The 17,305-nt window shown below is 45.0% G+C and carries 14 protein-coding genes; 10 read left to right on the forward strand and 4 right to left on the reverse strand.

The annotated features are described in order from the left end of the window. Positions 1–11: 11 nt before the first annotated feature. The 3 genes from QUB13_RS04580 (at position 12) to QUB13_RS04590 (ending at position 5,369) form a co-directional block, all read left to right on the forward strand. Positions 12–3,221, forward strand: coding sequence for a glycoside hydrolase family 15 protein (locus QUB13_RS04580; RefSeq protein ID WP_333379346.1), 3,210 nt, complete (start codon positions 12–14; stop codon positions 3,219–3,221). Positions 3,222–3,374: 153 nt separating this feature from the next. After that, a complete protein-coding gene (locus QUB13_RS04585) occupies positions 3,375–4,214 on the forward strand; it encodes a TdeIII family type II restriction endonuclease (RefSeq protein WP_333379349.1) in 840 nt (279 codons plus the stop codon). A gap of 204 nt (positions 4,215–4,418) precedes the next feature. Beyond that, positions 4,419–5,369 carry a PmeII family type II restriction endonuclease gene (locus tag QUB13_RS04590; protein ID WP_333379351.1) on the forward strand — a complete coding sequence of 317 codons (951 nt, stop codon included), beginning with the start codon at positions 4,419–4,421 and terminating at the stop codon, positions 5,367–5,369. A gap of 46 nt (positions 5,370–5,415) precedes the next feature. Here the strand turns inward: QUB13_RS04590 and hisB are convergent, their stop codons facing one another. Next, complete coding sequence (hisB, locus tag QUB13_RS04595) at positions 5,416–6,054, reverse strand: imidazoleglycerol-phosphate dehydratase HisB (protein WP_333379376.1); 639 nt, start codon at positions 6,052–6,054, stop codon at positions 5,416–5,418. Positions 6,055–6,352: 298 nt separating this feature from the next. Beyond that, entirely contained in the window at positions 6,353–7,129 is a 777-nt protein-coding gene (gene fabI / locus QUB13_RS04600; protein WP_194068175.1) for an enoyl-ACP reductase FabI, read from the reverse strand. Positions 7,130–7,449: 320 nt separating this feature from the next. Here fabI and ntcA point away from each other — a divergent pair, with 320 nt between their 5' ends. From ntcA to QUB13_RS04620, 4 genes are all read left to right on the forward strand, one after another. Further along, positions 7,450–8,115 carry a global nitrogen regulator NtcA gene (gene ntcA, locus QUB13_RS04605; protein WP_442922129.1) on the forward strand — a complete coding sequence of 222 codons (666 nt, stop codon included), beginning with the start codon at positions 7,450–7,452 and terminating at the stop codon, positions 8,113–8,115. Positions 8,116–8,192: 77 nt separating this feature from the next. Further along, positions 8,193–9,902 (forward strand): DUF3084 domain-containing protein, encoded by a 1,710-nt coding sequence (locus QUB13_RS04610; protein ID WP_333379353.1) that lies wholly within the window; start codon positions 8,193–8,195, stop codon positions 9,900–9,902. Between the two features lie 284 nt (positions 9,903–10,186). Continuing rightward, on the forward strand, positions 10,187–11,323 hold the full coding sequence (locus QUB13_RS04615; RefSeq protein WP_333379355.1) for a formylglycine-generating enzyme family protein: 1,137 nt from the start codon (positions 10,187–10,189) through the stop codon (positions 11,321–11,323). A 566-nt stretch (positions 11,324–11,889) separates the two neighbouring features. Then, on the forward strand, positions 11,890–12,285 hold the full coding sequence (locus QUB13_RS04620; protein ID WP_333379357.1) for a pre-16S rRNA-processing nuclease YqgF: 396 nt from the start codon (positions 11,890–11,892) through the stop codon (positions 12,283–12,285). 129 nt (positions 12,286–12,414) lie between these two features. On the opposite strand, the gene QUB13_RS04625 is transcribed toward QUB13_RS04620, so the two are convergent. Beyond that, complete coding sequence (locus tag QUB13_RS04625) at positions 12,415–12,864, reverse strand: hypothetical protein (RefSeq protein WP_333379359.1); 450 nt, start codon at positions 12,862–12,864, stop codon at positions 12,415–12,417. Positions 12,865–13,503: 639 nt separating this feature from the next. Beyond that, positions 13,504–15,075, reverse strand: a complete 1,572-nt coding sequence (locus QUB13_RS04630; protein ID WP_333379361.1) for a photosystem II high light acclimation radical SAM protein — start codon at positions 15,073–15,075, stop codon at positions 13,504–13,506. A 478-nt stretch (positions 15,076–15,553) separates the two neighbouring features. Between QUB13_RS04630 and QUB13_RS04635 the strand changes: the two genes are divergently transcribed. The 3 genes from QUB13_RS04635 to QUB13_RS04645 all read left to right on the forward strand — a co-directional run. Beyond that, positions 15,554–15,943 carry a DUF1830 domain-containing protein gene (locus QUB13_RS04635; RefSeq protein WP_333379362.1) on the forward strand — a complete coding sequence of 130 codons (390 nt, stop codon included), beginning with the start codon at positions 15,554–15,556 and terminating at the stop codon, positions 15,941–15,943. 241 nt (positions 15,944–16,184) lie between these two features. Continuing rightward, a complete protein-coding gene (locus QUB13_RS04640; RefSeq protein WP_333379364.1) occupies positions 16,185–16,772 on the forward strand; it encodes a hypothetical protein in 588 nt (195 codons plus the stop codon). Between the two features lie 183 nt (positions 16,773–16,955). Continuing rightward, the coding region (locus QUB13_RS04645; RefSeq protein ID WP_333379365.1) for a hypothetical protein at positions 16,956–17,305 on the forward strand (350 nt) is incomplete at its 3' end.

The following is a 17,305-nucleotide window of genomic DNA, read 5'->3' on the forward strand; positions in this document are numbered from 1 at the left end:
AGGAAAACGAAATGGCGATCGCAACAAAAGAGCGACAAACGAAGTTAGATCATTACTACCAGCAAATTAAAAACGTCATCCTCAAGCGCCAGAACCCAATTACCGGCTTGCTTCCGGCGAGTACCGCCGTTAACGCTCACGGCGACTATACCGATGCTTGGGTGCGGGATAACGTGTACAGCATTCTCGCAGTTTGGGGTTTGGGTTTAGCTTACCGCAAAATTGACGGCGATCGCGGTAGAACCTTTGAACTCGAACACAGCACAGTCAAACTAATGCGCGGCTTGCTGTTTGCGATGATGCAGCAATCGAGCAAAGTTGAACGTTTTAAAAATACTCAGTTGCCGCTAGATGCCCTGCACGCTAAATACAATACTCAAACTGGTAGTATTGTTGTTGGCGATGACCAATGGGGACATTTACAGTTAGATGCTACATCTATATTTTTGTTAATTCTTGCTCAAATGACGGCTTCGGGATTGCATATAATTTTTACAATCGATGAAGTCAATTTCGTGCAAAATTTAGTCTACTACATTGGTAGAGCTTACCGCACTCCCGATTACGGAATTTGGGAAAGAGGCAATAAAGTTAATCGCGGCAATGCAGAATTAAATGCTAGTTCGGTTGGCATGGCAAAAGCAGCGCTGGAAGCAATAAATGGATTGGATTTGTTCGGAGTTAACGGTTCTCAAACATCAGTGATTCACGTTTTGCCCGATGAAATTGCCAGAAGCCGCGTAACTTTGGAATCGCTTTTGCCTCGCGAATCTAGTTCAAAAGAAGTAGATGCAGCTTTATTGAGCGCGATTAGTTTTCCGGCTTTTGCTGTGGAAGATAAAGAATTAGTAGAACGAACTAGAAATAAAATAATCGACAAATTGCAAGGCAATTACGGCTGCAAGCGGTTTCTGCGGGACGGACACCAAACAGTTTTGGAAGATGTCGATCGCCTGCATTACGAACCGACAGAATTAAAGCAGTTCGAGCATATAGAATGCGAGTGGCCGCTATTTTTCACTTATTTGTTCTTGGACGGGATATTTGAGGGAAATCAAGCCCAAGTCGAAGAGTACCAGCAGCGTCTGGAATCTCTAACAGTCGATCGCGCTGGTGTGCCACTTCTACCAGAATTGTACTACATCCCCGCCCAAAATATAGAAGCAGAAAAATTAAATCCCCGCAGTCAGCAGCGCCTACCCAATGAAAATGTTCCCCTAGTTTGGGCGCAAAGTTTGTATTTTCTTGGTCAATTACTCAACGAAGGATTAATCGCAGTTGGCGATATTGACCCCTTGGGAAGACACCTGTCAGTGGGCAGGCACAGAGAACCTTTAGTGCAAATTGCCCTGTTAGCTGAAGACAAAGATTTGCAAGCAGAATTAGCCACCAACGGTATTGCAGCGCAAACTCCAAAACAGGTAGAACCAATTCAAGTCCGCCAAGCCAAAGAATTATCCGCTATTTACGCGGAGATTGGACGCAACGATTCACTAGGCTTAACAGGCCGCCCCGTGCGCCGTTTGCGGAGTTTGACGACTTCCCGGGTGTTCAAAATTCGCGGAGAGGCGATCGTATTTCTTCCCTCATTCTTGGACAGAGAAGAATTTTACCTAACTCTAGACTACCATTTTCTAGTATCTAAAATTCAAAGCGAAATAGCTCACATTCACCGCCACTGGTATCAGTTGGGACGACCCACGGTAACGCTGATGCTGACTCACGCGATGCTCGAAACCGGCCGCGAAGCACTGCTGGAATTGATGAAGCAACTCCGCGACGGAAACTCAGGAAATACGCCTGTCAAACTCGGAAATCTTAACCAGTTAATGCTGACTGCTGGCACAGAGAGAATAGATTTCATGCAATATTTTGAATTCACTGAATCTCCAGTGACAGGTGCAGTAGAAACCCCCACCTATCTGAGTTACAATCCCGAAAAAACTTGGCCATTGGGCCACACCCAAGAATTTAAATTAGAGTGCGAGACTAATCCTCAATTATTGCTCACCAGCCTGCAAAACTCAGAGAATTTGTACGAACAAATTGAGTTGCTGCATACGCTGATTCGCCTCAAAGGATTAAACTTTGATACAGGATTTGGCGGCGCGGAAGCAACTGTTGAAGTTGTGGATTTACTCAACGAAGTTTATACAAAAGCTGGAGAAAGTTCGCAATCAAAAATTCAATGGGCCGTTGTCCGTCACGCGGCTGGATTGCTGGACAAAGTTGATATCAGCTTGTCGGATGCGGTAACAGACATTTTGGTACGGCAAAAACAGATTGCTGTGGGGAAAGCCTACAGTGAAGACTCGCTGATTTCGCGGCCTGGTTCTTACACGGAAGTCATGGACAAAATTCGCCAATTCTGTGGAGAAGACGTTCGCGATCGAGTTCTCACTCAAGAAATTCTGATTTACTTAGGCTTGCTAATTAAAGCCGAACCGCAGTTATTTAAAGGGTTGCTGACTCTGAGAGTGAGTTACTTTATTTTGCTGTTAACTAGCGAATTAGCCCGCGAATTGCGAGTTACGCAAAATGAAGCTTACGAATATTTAATGCAGCTAAGTCCCTTTGAAATTAAAAATCGCCTGCGCCAAGTCTTGGCAGAATATGAGGAAATGAATCAAATCCTCAAACAGCAAGAATCCCTGCGCGTCAAACAGCCGGAAAAAGATATTGAATGGGTAGTCGCGCCTGTGTTTGAGGAACCCAAAATGCCTGCAGGTGGATGGCGGCGCAAGCGGCAAATGGAAGGTGCAGTCAACCGCGTACCGAAGGATTTTTATCCGAGTGTTTGGGGATTGCTGCGGCACTGCAAAGGCTTGATTATTGGCGATAAATTAGAGCGTCGAAATCGCTTAGATAGCGATATTATTTTAGCGGAAATGACCCCAGGCGAAAAGAATTTCGCGCTCCAAATCGAGCATTTGCTAAACAAAATTGTAGCGCCAGAATACCGACAAGTCAATATTGAGGCGCTGATGGAGTTGGCGGCGATCGCGCAGCGCAACCCAGAATTGAAAGTAGAAGAATACATTGTTTTAGATGTATTAGTGGGTCACGCGGTGCGGCTGAATTGGCTGGGAAGACACTCGGAAAGAGCAGATAAGTACGATGAAGATAAGGCGGCGGCGTGGCAAGGTTTTTACAATACTTCGCCCTACGTTTGCGCGAGTCACGTACTGGATGCTTTCCGTTTCTTGACGAAGTTTGGATAGATTGAGCTACCCCCTCGATAGTTCGGCGGTTGAAACCGCAACTACAAAAACAAAGTCCGCCTCCGCGGACTAAGAAATAAGGGGGATATTTAAGCTTGATTTGGTATTACACTTTTCAACAAGTCTAGTCAACAGAATATTTGCAGTAAAATAATGTCAGCTATTAGCTCAATTACACGCGCCATCATCAAAGCATACTTAGAAGTTTTCATCGAAAATCTTGTCAATGAATACAGAGGACGGCTAATACCAAAACTTGATATTCCAGCAGCATATTTATCAGGCGAGTCCTCCAAAGCTCAAGTGAAACCGTTTCAGGCTGCTATTATGCCGTCAGAGTTGCTGCGAATTAACGAGTTTGAGAGATTTTGCATCAGCAGCTTGGGCACAACTTATGAAGAATGTGCAAAACTCATTGCTTTGGAACATCACCAAGAAGCAAACAGAAGCTATGAAATTACTGGCGAAGTTAGCATTGAGGCTATCAATGAAATTGAGCGTCAGATAGCGCTATTTGAGCAGTCAGCAGACAAAAATGCCAATAAACCTAGTTTTGACGAAATGATCCAAGCTGTTCTTGATGCTCAAAAAAACAATCATTTAGTTAGGCGATCGGTCAAAGCAGATTTGTACGTGCTTGCCCGTGACGGGAGAAAATTTTTCTTTGAAATTAAAGGGTCAAAACCCAACAAAGGACAATGCTTGGAGGTAATTCAACGACTGCTGAGGTTTCATTTACTGTGTGGAGAGTATCGCCCTGATGCTCAATCTTACTATGCTATGGCTTACAATCCTTACGGCCCAAATCGTTCTGATTATAAATGGTCAGTGGCAAGGAAGTACACGCCTTTCGATCAAGCTATAATTATGGGACAGGAGTTTTGGAATATCATAGGAGGAGAGACTGCCTATGAAGAACTTTTGGATATATATCAAGAAGTCGGACGGGAGAAGGGTAAGTATATGCTTGATGCTCTTGCTTTTGGATTTTAGTAAAGCACAAATTTCTTCTCAAGCTTCTCTTTTCATTTAAGTAATATGTAAAGCCTAGTTGAGCAATAGTCCAGACTGTTTTGAGTTCCTAGGCTGAAACCATCGATTTTCCGTTGGTAGCGAACTTGCCGAATTGCCTTAAAACCCTTATTCTACGGTTGGCAATCAAAAACTGTCCGAAGTATTGGTTTAGGAGAAATAAAAGTGTCAGAGCAACTTCATGAATTATTAGCATTTGTTTTAGAAAAAGAAGTAGGACTCCCTGCCAGCAAGTCTCGCTCTTTCGCCAGTCACTTTGCGGAGTTAGAAGAATTTTTAAACTTACAAGCAGAAATACTCAGAAACGGCATCAGCAGCATCTCTGGCAAAAGACTGCTCAGATTTACTTCCGATGAGATTGAACGCATTTTAGCATTGACATCTTCAGATAAGCTTTCGCTGCAACTTACTATAGCCGAAAATTTTATAGCTAGTATCTGTCGGGACTTCACAAGGCGACAGTTAGCTATGGTTGACAATCTAACTTTAGAAAAAATTCATCCCAATCCATTTTTAATTAGGGCGTTAAATCTTGATACTCCAGCAGAAGTTGTCAGACTTAATGTTTATATGGCGGCTACTAGGTTTATTGTTACTTCTATGGGGTTTTTTATTGAAAAACTATTGATATCTTGCTCTGAAAGTGCTGAAAGTCCACCGGAAGAGTCAGGATGGGATGCAATCAAAACTACCAGTGATGGCGATCGCTGTTGGATACAGGTAAAAAGCGGCCCGAATGATATGGATAAAGACCAGATAGTATATTGGGCTGACAAAATTCAGGAAAAAATTAATGCAGGCGATCGCGCTTATATTGGTATAGCTTACGGCAAGAGAACTAATAAGACTGTAACTTTTGGTCTGCTGAAGCAACTTCTGCCGAATTCTGAAATGAGCACTTTGATCGGTCTAGAACTGTGGGATTTTGTCAGTGAAGATACTGATTTTACTGTAAATTTGTTTGAAGTTTTGCGTCAATCTGCCAGTCAAGTTTTAGCACAAAGTTCTATAGCTGATGCTATAGAAAGGTGTAGCGATCGACTAATCGATCAATTTATCGGCAAGTACGGCGAGGGAAGTCAAGGTGTTTTTAACTACATCGCAGATATATTTTGATTTACAAGCTTTGCAGTAGCCCAGAAGCGCTACTGCAAACCCCAAACTACAAAACTCCTTTAGAACTCGGAATCCGACTGGCGCGCCGCGGATCGATTTCTACGGCCATCCGCAGAGCTCGCGCAAATGCCTTAAACGCCGCTTCGACAATGTGATGAGAATTTCCGCCCTGCAACTGTCGAATGTGCAGTGTCATCTGAGTGTGGTTCACTACCGCCGAAAAAAACTCTCTCACTAATTCAGTATCGTAAGTGCCGATCCGCTGGTTGGGAATTTCCAAGCCGTAACTTAAGTGAGGCCGTCCCGAAAAATCTAAGACTACTTCAATTAAAGCTTCATCCAAAGGTGCGATGAAATGTCCGAAGCGAGAAATGCCCGATCGATCCCCGATAGCTTTTGCCAGCGCTTGGCCTAAGGTAATTCCCACATCTTCGTTCGTGTGGTGGTCGTCAATCTCCAAATCCCCGATCGCCTGCACGTCCAAATCGATCAATCCGTGAGAAGCAATCTGGTGCAACATATGGTCTAAAAACGGAATCCCCGTAGATGCCTTGCAAGTTCCCACACCGTCTAGATTCAGGCTGGCGGTGACATCCGTTTCCAGTGTCGTGCGTTTCACCAACGCGGCCCTGGCTGGTTGAACCGAATTTGCAGGAGGTACTGGAGGGCGATCGATTATTTCCATAATTCCCAATTTGTCATTCATAGTTATTGTTGATAATTAGTAATTTGGGATTAGCACTTTTGTAGCAGACAACGGACAGTTAAGTAGTAAGACACAATTAATTACACAAAACTCTGGGCTACAAGCCTTGTCTAGTAAAGAATCAGCAAAAAATCAGTGTGTAATTAATTCTGTCCAATTACTTATTGACAGTTGACTGTTGGCAAATTTTGCTGTCAACTGTTAACTATCTAAAAACTTCGCTGACAACTGTCAACTGTCAACTGTCAACTGACAACTGTCAACTGTTTAAAAGCTGTTACATTCCCATGATTTCGTAACCAGCATCGACATATAAAACTTGACCCGTAATCCCGCTAGAGAGATTGCTGCACAGAAAAGCCGCAGCATTTCCCACTTCTTGCTGAGTCACAGTCCGCCGCAGCGGGGCCACTTCCTCAACGTGGTGGATCATATCCAGAATGCCGCCGACTGCTGACGAAGCCAGAGTGCGAATCGGGCCCGAAGAAATCGCATTTACCCGAATATTTAACGGGCCGAGTTCCGCCGCCAGATAGCGAACATTCATCTCCAGAGCTGCCTTAGCAATGCCCATCACATTATAATTAGGAACTACCCGCACGCCGCCCAAATAACTCAGCGTGATAATGCTGCCGCCCTCCGCCATCAGCGGTTTAGCCGCAGCACAAAGCCGCACCAGCGAGTAAGCGCTAATATCCAAAGCATTGGAGAAGCCTTGGCGGGAGGTGTTGGTGAAATCTCCTGAAAGTTCGTCCTTGCCGGCAAAGGCTAAGCAGTGAACCAGGATATCTAACTTGCCCCATTTGTCGGCGATGGTTTGAAAAGTAGACTCGATTTCGCTCTCGTTTTGGACATTGCAGGGCAAATACAGGCTGGGATTGAGCGGTTCGACAAGTTCGGCGACTTTGCGCTCGTGCTTGCCTTTTTCATCCTTCAAAAAAGTGATGCCGAGGTTGGCCCCTGCTTTGTGGAGCTGCTGAGCTATGCCCCAGGCGATCGAGCGATTGTTGGCAATGCCCGTAACAAGAGCATTTTTTCCGGTCAAATCTATCATCTGTATTTCTTCTCGAAGCAACTTGCACCGTTCTCGTTCGCTAGATCCGACAACCCCGCCAGTTTAGACACAACTGATTCAGGTTTAACTGATTCAGACACAATTGAGACGCAATTGAGATTGATTTTGCTGTGGAGCTAGATCGGGGCGGAATTGAAAAAGTTAAGAGAAAGGCTAGATTTAATATCATACAGCGTGTGTTTAACTTAACATTAGATGGCTGTAACAGAATCCCTGGACATTGGAGGTTGGTCAGTATATTTACTCAATAAGCTTAATCGGCAAGTTATAAACTATTGATTAGTACAAAGGATCTAGTCGTGACACATGATAGACCGCTAGCAGCCGTGTTCCGCCAAATCAGCGGCGGGGCGTTTCCGCCCATTGTGGAAAACTTTGAACGGGGCAAGACAATTTTTTTCCCTGGAGACCCGGCTGAGCGCGTCTACGTTCTGCTTAAAGGTGCTGTGAAGCTCTCTAGGGTGTATGAAGCAGGCGAAGAAATTACTGTGGCGCTCCTGCGGGAAAACAGCGTGTTCGGCGTGCTGTCTCTGATTACGGGACACCGCTCGGACAGATTTTACCACGCGGTAGCGTTTACGCCGGTAGAATTGATCTCGCTGCCGATCGAACAAGTCGAGAAAGCTCTCAAGGAAGACGCAGAATTGCCTATGGTTTTGCTCCGGGGACTTTCTTCTCGGATTTTGCAAACGGAGATGATGATCGAAACCCTCGCACACCGAGATATGGGTTCGAGACTCGTCAGCTTTTTGCTGATTCTGTGCCGGGATTTTGGCGTGCCCGGTACGGATGGGATTACGATTGATTTGAAGCTGTCCCACCAGGCGATCGCCGAAGCGATCGGCTCGACGCGGGTAACTGTGACTCGTTTGCTGGGGGATCTCAGACAAGAAACTATGATCTCGATCCACAAGAAAAAGATCACTGTCCACAACCCGGTGGCCTTAAGCCAGCAATTCACTTGATGCCGAGAAATTATAGGATTTTGGATTTTGGATTTTAGATTCAATCCAAAATCCACCATCCTAAATTTAAAATCGGAATGACTGCTGGATACATCTTGGTATTTGTAATTTTAGTGTTGGGGGGTACGATCGCGACTGTCAGCGATCGTCTTGGGACGAAAGTCGGCAAGGCAAGGTTGAGTTTGTTCAAACTTCGCCCCCGCGACACTGCTGTTTTGGTGACAGTGATGGCCGGCAGCATCCTGTCAGCAATTACTTTGGCCATTTTGTTTGCTACCAGCAAGCCTCTGCGAACCGGGGTTTTTCAAATAGACGAAATTCAAAAAAGGCTCAACCAAGCCCGCAGAGAACTCAAAGAAACCTCTCAAGAAAAAAATCGAGTTGAAACTGAATTAGATGGAGCCAGAGCCGCTCAAGCGCAAGCTAAAGCCAATTTAGAGCAAATTAATCAATCGCTCCAAACTGCTAATGCCGAGCAAGCTCGGACAGAAAAAAAATTAAACTCGCTGCGGGCCCAGCTCAACAGCGTGCAAGCAGCGAAGTCTAAAACCCAAGAGCAGTTAAGTCAGGTAGAAGCAGCTAAATCGGACACGGAAGAACAGCTTGCTAGCGTGGAAGCTGCTAAATCTCGCACCGAAGCACAGTTGAAACTGGTTGAAACTGCCCGATCGACTACAAGAGCTCAGCTCGATCGCACTGAGAACCAATTGAAAACAGTTTCCGATCAAAAAACAGCTTTGAGCTCGGAAATCGCCCAACTGCAAGCGGAACGCCAACAGTTAATCGAGCAGCGAGAGCAGGTGAAAGTTCAAATTGCCCAGCGCGATCGAGAAATTGCCAAGCGAGACGCAGAAATTGCCCAGCGGCAGGAAGAAGTTGCCAAGCGAGATGCAGAAATTGTCAATCGCAACGAACTAATTTCCCAGCGGGACAAGGAAATTGCCCAGCGGGTGCAAAATCTCGCCGATCGCGATCGCATAATTGTGGAGAGGGACAAAGTAATTGCCGAGAGGGAAGCTCTTTTAGAAACCCTCGCACAGCAACAAACTAAACTCGAACAGCAACAAACTTTATTGCAGCAGCAAGTGCAAGTTTTGGAACGGGATTTTCAGGCCATCCGCGAGGGTACAGTTGCGATCAGGCGCGGTCAAATTTTAGCTGCAGGCGTTGTTCGCATCCTGGAACCGGATAAGGCGAGTCGGGCGATCGATCGACTGTTGCAAGAAGCAAATAAAACCACCGTCGAACTGATGCAGCCGGAAAATGCCAAGGTTCGCAAACAGATTATTCAAATTACTACAGCAGAAATCGATCAATTAATCAGTCAGATTAAAGACGGTAAAGACTACGTGGTGCGAATCGTCGCCGGCGCTAATTACCTGCGAGAAGAAAAGGTAATTAAGGTATTTGCCGAAGCCGAAATCAATCGAGTTGTATTCCGCGCCGGAGATGTGATTGCAGCGGTTGCTGTCGATCCGGTGACTTTGACAAACGAACAGGTGCGGGTGCAGTTGCTGCAATTGATCGAAGCTTGTCAATTTCGCGCTCGCTTGATCGGAGTTGTCGGCGGCAGAGTGCAAGTTGCGGACAATCGAATTGAAACTTTAGGTGGTTTTATCGATCGATTGCAGCAGTACGAGAAACCGCTGGACGTTCAGGCGATCGCCGCAGATGTCACTTACATTGCCGGCCCGCTTAAAATAGATTTAGTTGCCCTGGAAAACGGAGTCGTTGTTTTCCGCACCGGACAACAACCACCGGCCGGCCCAGATGTGAAAGTTAAGTAATAAGTGCGATCGGTCTATCGAATTACAGCAAAAATTTTGGGCAATAAAATTACAATTTTGCTTGACATTTTCGCGCCCTTGACATATCATTAAATCATGGGAATCCGTGCCGCCATATATATAGCAATCGCCACATCAGGCGCGGACATAAATAACCTCATAAATAGAGCCAATACCGGTCAAGCATAAATGGTTCGATTCCGGTACTATGCAATCATCAACCATCAACTGCCAACTGCCAACTGCCAACTGTCAACTGTTAAAATGCAGGAGCGTGCGGTGTAATGTCAGAGAATCAAAATGAACCCAGAGAATACGATGCCGTCCGTGGTGGTCAAAGTTCAATTCCTCTCAATGCTGCGGTACTCGGAGGGATTCCCGGCGTTAAAAGCCGATTAACTTCACCCATTGTCGAAGTGAGAATCGCCGCCCTCTCCGAAGCGCTCAAATATGGAGAAGCAGGTTTAGATTTGATAATGCAAGCATTGCAGGATGAATCAATACAGGTGAAATTTGCTGCCTATTCACTGCTGAAGGATAGAAACGAGAAAAAGATTAGACGAGAGTTACAAAACTATTTTGCTACATTTGAATTTGATGTCATCACAGTCGATGCTGAAGGAACAGAAAACAGTCGCATAAAGTCTTTTGCTCATTACTTCCCTGAAGACTTAGGTGATGGAGTTGTACTAGACATGGTTTACATTCCTGGCGGCACATTTATGATGGGTTCGCCAATAACAGAGAAAGGTAGATACAAGAGTGAAAGTCCGCAGCATCAAGTAAAAGTACCGACTTTTTATGCAGGAAAATACCCCATCACCCAAGCACAGTACCAAGTAGTGATGGGAAATAATCCATCGCGATTTAAAGGTGGAAAACGTCCTGTAGAGAATGAACGTCCTGTAGACTATGTAGGGTGGAGTGATGCTGTAAAATTCTGCCGGAAACTTTCTGAAAAAACAGGCAAGATTTATCGCTTGCTTTCGGAAGCTGAATGGGAATATGCTTGTCGCGCCGGAACTACAACACCTTTCTATTTTGGCGAGACAATTACCACAGATTTAGTTAATTATGACGGGAAATATCCCTATGGTGCTGCACCCAAGTCCCGTGGGTGGGCAACACCAATGGATGTGGGGAGTTTTCCGCCGAATGCCTTTGGACTTTATGATATGCACGGTCAGGTTTCGGAATGGTGCAGCGATAAGTGGCAAGGTAACTATGACGGCGCACCGACTGATGGAAGTTCTTGGGAAACTGGAACAAATAATTACTACCGGGTGCAGCGTGGGGGTTCGTGGTGGTACTTTGCGGTCATTTGCCGTGCTGCCTCCCGCTACGACAACTCTGAGGGCGGTCACGGGGGTTTTCGTGTTGCGGTAGCTTTGGCTGTCCCTTCCTCCCTGTCTTCCCTGTGAGGACTCTTCTCTACTCTTTAGCCCTTTAGCTTTTTTCCCTGTTTCCTCTTTACCCTCTTGCGCGCGCTTTAATTTTTTTTTTGCACTCATCTTTGCACCGATTCAAGATAGTAGGGTGCGTCGCCATCTACAATTTGCAAATCACATCGACAATCTCACAGCGACGCACCGCCCGCACAAGAGAGAAACCGAGTTTTTGCGCGGGGTGAAAGAAACCGGGTTTTTTCGATAAATTAAAACGGGGAAGCAAAGATTGTGGCAAAAACCCGGTTTCTGATTTTTGCGCGGGGGTGAAAGAAACCGGGTTTTTTCGATAAATTAAAACGGGGAAGTAAAGATTGTGGCAAAAACCCGGTTTCTGATTTTAGGCATTATATGGCCGCACGGATTCCCATGATGATATAATATGTCAATCCTCCAAAAAAGTCAAGCAAAATAAGTGCGATCGCCCAAAAAGATTTTGAGACATTCAAAAATGCAAGTGTCAGATTAGATATAGGTTGGCGATTGGGTTTCCTCGACTACAACAGCGCAACTACCAACTTATTAATATAGAAGTAATAAATATGATTTTAGGTTTCGATCCGGGTAAAGACAAATGCGGCATCGCCGTCATGGGTAGAGACAAAAACATCTGCTACCATCAAGTAGTACCGTCAGAATCAGCCATATCTGCGATTCAATCTTTGTGCGAACAGTTTCCCGTTGAGTTATTGGTACTCGGAGATCAAACGACTTCTAAGAGTTGGAAACAAAAACTGACGCAGAGTTTGTCGCCGGAGATCGAAATTGTTCGGGTTGACGAGAGATTCAGCAGCTTGGAAGCAAAGGATCGTTACTGGGAAATGTACCCTCCTACGGGACTTTATCGCTTGATTCCGCAGGGAATGCGGACTCCGCCGCGGCCTGTAGATGATATAGTGGCGATCGTCCTAATTGAAAGATATTTAAACAAAAATTAGTCAATTGTATAACTGTTACCACTGATTCTCTTTGATTATTAACGAATCAATATGTTTTTGCTTGTCTTGAATTTTTTAAGTGAATCAAATACACCCTAAATTTATCCGATCGTTGAATAACAGTTCGTGTTACTTGATGACAGCTTCAGTCAAGATTAGCTTACCATTCTGCCGCACTTGCAGGCGTTCTGGGTTAATCGAATAGATAATATTGCCGTTAGTCGCTTCATAAGTTCCGTCGTCACTTGTAGTTACTTCCATGACATTAATTTGGCTACCATTTATTTTGCTGAGCCCTCGGTAAAAAATAGCGCCTTCCTGGGTTTTGCAAATGTATACTGAAAAGTTAGCCGTTGCGAAAGATTCCACCATTTCGGCCTTGGGACATCCCTCAACTTGAGCAATTTGGAACGATCGAGAATGCGGTAAACTCGAAGATCCGGGTTGATTTAGTGCTGTTGCTTCTGCTGGAAGAGTCAAAATGCCGTGAAGCGAAGCTATCCCGAAGGGAATCGCGCTAAGGCCAGCTATAACTAGACCTACTTCTTTAATGCCCTTAACTCTATCTTGATAAAACATCTTGTCACTCCTAGTTTGAACTATATGATTACATCTTAAGCGATACTTGTTTGATATTAATAATATTTAATGTTAGAGGTGGAGTTTGCAGAAAACACGGTATACCCTAGGTTTAAGTAAGGTGTACACTGCGAACCATAGATCAGTGAGAATACATAAAGTATGTCAATGCAATCGAAGGGAAACAATCGCTGGCATTTATGACAGTTTTACGATCTTATGACTTGTGCGCGCAAATCTCAGAAACCCGGTTCGTACTCGTTACCAGGATCTGCCTGGTAATGCAGGTGCGGAGGCTCTGCCTCCTTCTTTCTAACAACTTACAGGAGAGAAGACTGTAGGAGGTGTTTAAGTTATTAAGTTTTCGATACTTACCTATTTATTGAATAATAAAAAGGGAAACAGAAGATACATCTTTCCTCCCATTTCCCCTTTTTTTAAAGGACGGTTTTCCTGACTGCGAACCTGGTATAGCAATCCTAAATCATTTTCAATAACTGGTTGAGAGACTAAGAGCCTAGGAATCGATGTCACTTTTGAAGAGCCTCCTGCGAAAATGGAGGCAGAGCCTCCGGATCTGCGTTACCAGGCAGAGCCTGGTAACGAGTAGAACGAGTAAATCACTTAGGATTGCTATAGTTAGTTAACTGCTGCTAACTGTTTGTCTTTGACTTCTACTGGCGCAGTCAAAGCTTCTTCCAACTCCGCACAGCCGAGTTTTTCCTCCAGAATCGCCATCACTTCACGGCCGAAATCATTGGAATTTCGCTGCCAAGCTTCTAAACAAACTTGCCCGAAAAATGAGCCCAAAGGTTCGGGATTCCACAGCAACTTGCGGGCATTCCAAGGCATCAAACTCATGGGATCGTAACCAGGTTTGAGAATATCCTTTTTAAAGGCGTATTCTTCTAAAATTGTGTGGGGCTGCAACCCGATAAAGAAAATCGCTGGTTCTACTTTATCGACTCCGAAAATTCGCTCTAATTCTCGGTGATAGGCAATTGTTTGTCGGATGGTTTCAAAGGTTTCGTCAATCACGTTAAATGAGTAATTGACGGAAACTACATCGTTGTAACCGGCTGCTTTTAAATCGCGGCAATTTTCCAAAACTACTCGCAAGTTGTAGCCCATTCGCATTTTCCTAACCAATTCTTGGGAACCACTGGTGATGCCGATTTCAAAGTAGTTCATGCCCGTTTTTACCATCAAATCGCACAATTCGGGTGTGAGATTGTCCGCACGGATGTAAGCAGCCCAGTGGATGTCTGTCATACCGGAGAGGATGATTTTTTGCAATAATTCGATCGCATCGTCGATGAATTTGCGCGCCGGGATAAATTGAGCGTCGGTAAACCAGAAATTGCGGATACCTCGATCGTACAATTGCCGCATCTCCGCCACCACCTCATCAGCCGGATTGATCCGCACTTGTTTTCCTTCAATCACTGTATAAATGCAGTAACAGCAATTGTGGGGACAACCGCGCTTAGTTTGGACACCGAGGTAGAAGTCCATATCCTGTAGATAATAGGAAAATTCCGGCCAAATGGTTTCGATGTAGTTGTAATCGCAGGCGGTTTTCTCGATGTTGGCTGGCTTTTCGTGAATTAGCCGATCGCGCGGCACAGTTTCTCCTACTACATAACATCTTTCCTGCGCCAAATCTTCGCCTTTAATCAACTTCTCCAGCAAAGCTTCGCCTTCCCCCACCGAAACCACAGTCCCCGCCGGCAAACTGCGCCCCAACTGCTCGTAAAACACGCTCACAGCACCGCCACCGACCACTGCGCGGGCTTCCGGGCGGTATTTCCGGGCCCGCTTCAATCCGCGCTTAACCAGTCCCAGATTGCGCCACAGTTCAGTGTAGTAAGACGCGGCCAAACGCAATCCTCCGAGTGCTCCCCGGAATTTTGTCAGCGGATTTTTGGCGTAGTAAAACTCGAAGGCATTTTGTAAGGGATTCCCGCCCCTACCGCCCACGGGCGCGTAAATTTGAATGTCCCGCCAAGAGAAAACTAACAGCGTTGGTTGAAACTCATCGACGATCGCATCCAAACCTTTAGCGTAGTCGAGGGGCGGTACTGCGCCTAGGTCAAAAATGCGCTGTTGAACATCGGGAAACATCTTGTGTACGCTATCGGAAAGGTACACTACTCCGATCGGGAAAATCGGATTACAAGGGAGGCGAACGTACAGAACTCGGTTTTCCATGATTGCTATATCCTAAACTGCGACTTTTCGATCTATGTTTATATTCTTTTAATATAACTTTACAATCTCTCTAATTTTGGCAATTTAATATTAAATATTTGAAAATTTTGCCGATCGGTCTAAGGCTGAGTTTGCGAGTGTCGGTCGGTGACAGCAGCCGAAACAAGCGAATATGTAAGCAAATACAGCGGATTTTGACGGAAAATTGCCGATAAGAGTCAACAATCAGGTATTTTTCTGGGTAAATAGAAATTTTAGGGCGATCGGTCTCTGGTATGTTATTGACACGCTTTAAGACAAAAAATGCAACTGCAGGCAAGCTCCCAATCCAGATTCAGTAAGTCATTCCCCAATCTAAAATCTAAAATCTAAAATCTAAAATCGTTGGAGTTGGTAGTCGGCTTTACAGTAGGCGGGATCGCCTAGTGTTAGCCTGAGAAGATAACTAAAACTTTTAGGTAAGGCTCCCTCAGCAGTTATGGCTCAAATTCTTGACCCACTACCCTCAGACACCGACAGCAAGATTCTGTGCTGCTACGTCAACGCCACCAGTCTGATTCAGATTGCTCGCATCTCCAACATCCCTAACTGGTATTTTGAACGAGTGGTTTTTCCCGGACAGCGTTTAGTGTTTGAAGCGATGTCCGCCGCAGCATTGGAAATTCACACCGGGATGATGGCGAGTGCAATTTTATCGGACACCATTCCTTGCGATCGCTTGCAGATTAACGAAGACCCCTATTCAAACGTCAATCCTAGCAGATCGCGAGGGGAAGTTCAGGGCGATCGCGCAGCAACCCCCGGCCGCCCAAAAGCCAGAGAAATTTCAGAATCTTTGACAGTACCCGCCCTAACCGCCGTCGATTAATGGAAGTTGTGAGTTTTGAGTTATAAATTGTCAGTTAATTGATAACTCCGCACTCAAGATTCCAACTTCTGCAAAGCGGTAAATAAAAACTCAACCCTTAAAAATAACAATTTTTGAAATGAATTTTAAATCGCAACTCAAAACAGCGAATATTGTCTGGTCTTTGAGATTTTCTTGAGTTTTGTTCGCGGAATTGACAACTGTGCAACAATAGCATTAAACAGCTTCTTTCATTTCAGTTATGTCAGCCGAATCCGCACTTTCTCCATCTTCCGCCCCAGTATTTGAGCCAGCAGTATTCGGACTTTCTCCCCTGATTAGAATCACCCTGTTGAGCTTATACGCAGCCCTCACAATTCCCTTGCCGTTTTTGTCGGAAGTAACGCAAGCACCGATTCCTCCGGCGGCACTTTGGGCGGCAATTATTGTCGGCGCAGCAGGCCTCTACGGCGTGCTCAGCGAACGGGTAATTCTCAGTGAGGAGGGGATTGAAGTTACCTATCCGAAGTGGTTTCCGCGCGTGTTTCGCAGGGGTTGGTCGCTACCTTGGACTGAGGTGAAGGCTCTCAAACCTCGATCGACCGGTCAAGGAGGTTTGGTTTACTATTTTCTGAGTCATGCGGGTGAAGGTTATCTGCTACCGATGCGGGTGGCTGGATTTAATAAATTAGTCGGTTTGGTGGAAGCAAAAACCGGTATTGATACTAGGGATGTTCGCCCTTTGTCGCAGCCTTGGATGTATCTGATTTTGCTGGGATGCACGCTGTTGCTGTTGTTGGTGGATGCGTGGACGATTGTAACTGCGATCGGGCTTCAAGGCAATTTGTAATATTATCTGTGTTGTCTGTTTAGGCTCGAAAACTTAATAACTTAAGCACTTCCTAAAGTCCTGTCTCCTGTAAGTTGCGAGATAGAAGGAGGCAGAGCCTAGGCTGTGTACTTTGTTCGTTTTTATGGTAAAGTATTTCATACAATAATAGTGTAAAAAAAGAGTGTAGCTCTGGAAACAAAGATGGAAGAATTTAAAAGCTCAATAAGCAGACTAGCGCGCTTATTTCGTGAAGGGAGGGACAACTGGAGAAAAAAAGCAATAGAAAGACACAAAGAAATCAGAGCATTAGAAGTACAAATTAGAGATTTAAAGCAATCAAGAGAGAACTGGAAAAAACGTGCATTAGTAGCAGAACAAAAAACAACCGAAGAGAAGCTAAAAAAAAAAGAAGAGTGTGAACAACCAAACATAGAAGGAAATATCGAGGGTAAAAAATATGCAAAGCATCATAAATATCAGATAAAAACGATTCAACAAGGATTAGAGTTGATGATAAATTGTCATATAAGTTTTAGGGGTATAGAGAAAAT

The sequence above is a fragment of the Microcoleus sp. B4-D4 genome (assembly GCF_036705185.1).
In the GTDB taxonomy this organism is placed as follows: domain Bacteria; phylum Cyanobacteriota; class Cyanobacteriia; order Cyanobacteriales; family Microcoleaceae; genus Microcoleus.

Bases quoted from the DNA above. Each gene is read 5' to 3' on its own strand.
- QUB13_RS04580 (WP_333379346.1), top strand. From the start codon at position 12: ATGGCGATCGCAACAAAAGAGCGACAAACGAAGTTAGATCATTACTAC.
- QUB13_RS04585 (WP_333379349.1), top strand. From the start codon at position 3,375: ATGTCAGCTATTAGCTCAATTACACGCGCCATCATCAAAGCATACTTA.
- hisB (WP_333379376.1), bottom strand. From the start codon at position 6,054: ATGGAAATAATCGATCGCCCTCCAGTACCTCCTGCAAATTCGGTTCAA.
- fabI (WP_194068175.1), bottom strand. From the start codon at position 7,129: ATGATAGATTTGACCGGAAAAAATGCTCTTGTTACGGGCATTGCCAAC.
- QUB13_RS04610 (WP_333379353.1), top strand. From the start codon at position 8,193: ATGACTGCTGGATACATCTTGGTATTTGTAATTTTAGTGTTGGGGGGT.
- QUB13_RS04615 (WP_333379355.1), top strand. From the start codon at position 10,187: ATGTCAGAGAATCAAAATGAACCCAGAGAATACGATGCCGTCCGTGGT.
- QUB13_RS04620 (WP_333379357.1), top strand. From the start codon at position 11,890: ATGATTTTAGGTTTCGATCCGGGTAAAGACAAATGCGGCATCGCCGTC.
- QUB13_RS04625 (WP_333379359.1), bottom strand. From the start codon at position 12,864: ATGTTTTATCAAGATAGAGTTAAGGGCATTAAAGAAGTAGGTCTAGTT.
- QUB13_RS04630 (WP_333379361.1), bottom strand. From the start codon at position 15,075: ATGGAAAACCGAGTTCTGTACGTTCGCCTCCCTTGTAATCCGATTTTC.
- QUB13_RS04635 (WP_333379362.1), top strand. From the start codon at position 15,554: ATGGCTCAAATTCTTGACCCACTACCCTCAGACACCGACAGCAAGATT.
- QUB13_RS04640 (WP_333379364.1), top strand. From the start codon at position 16,185: ATGTCAGCCGAATCCGCACTTTCTCCATCTTCCGCCCCAGTATTTGAG.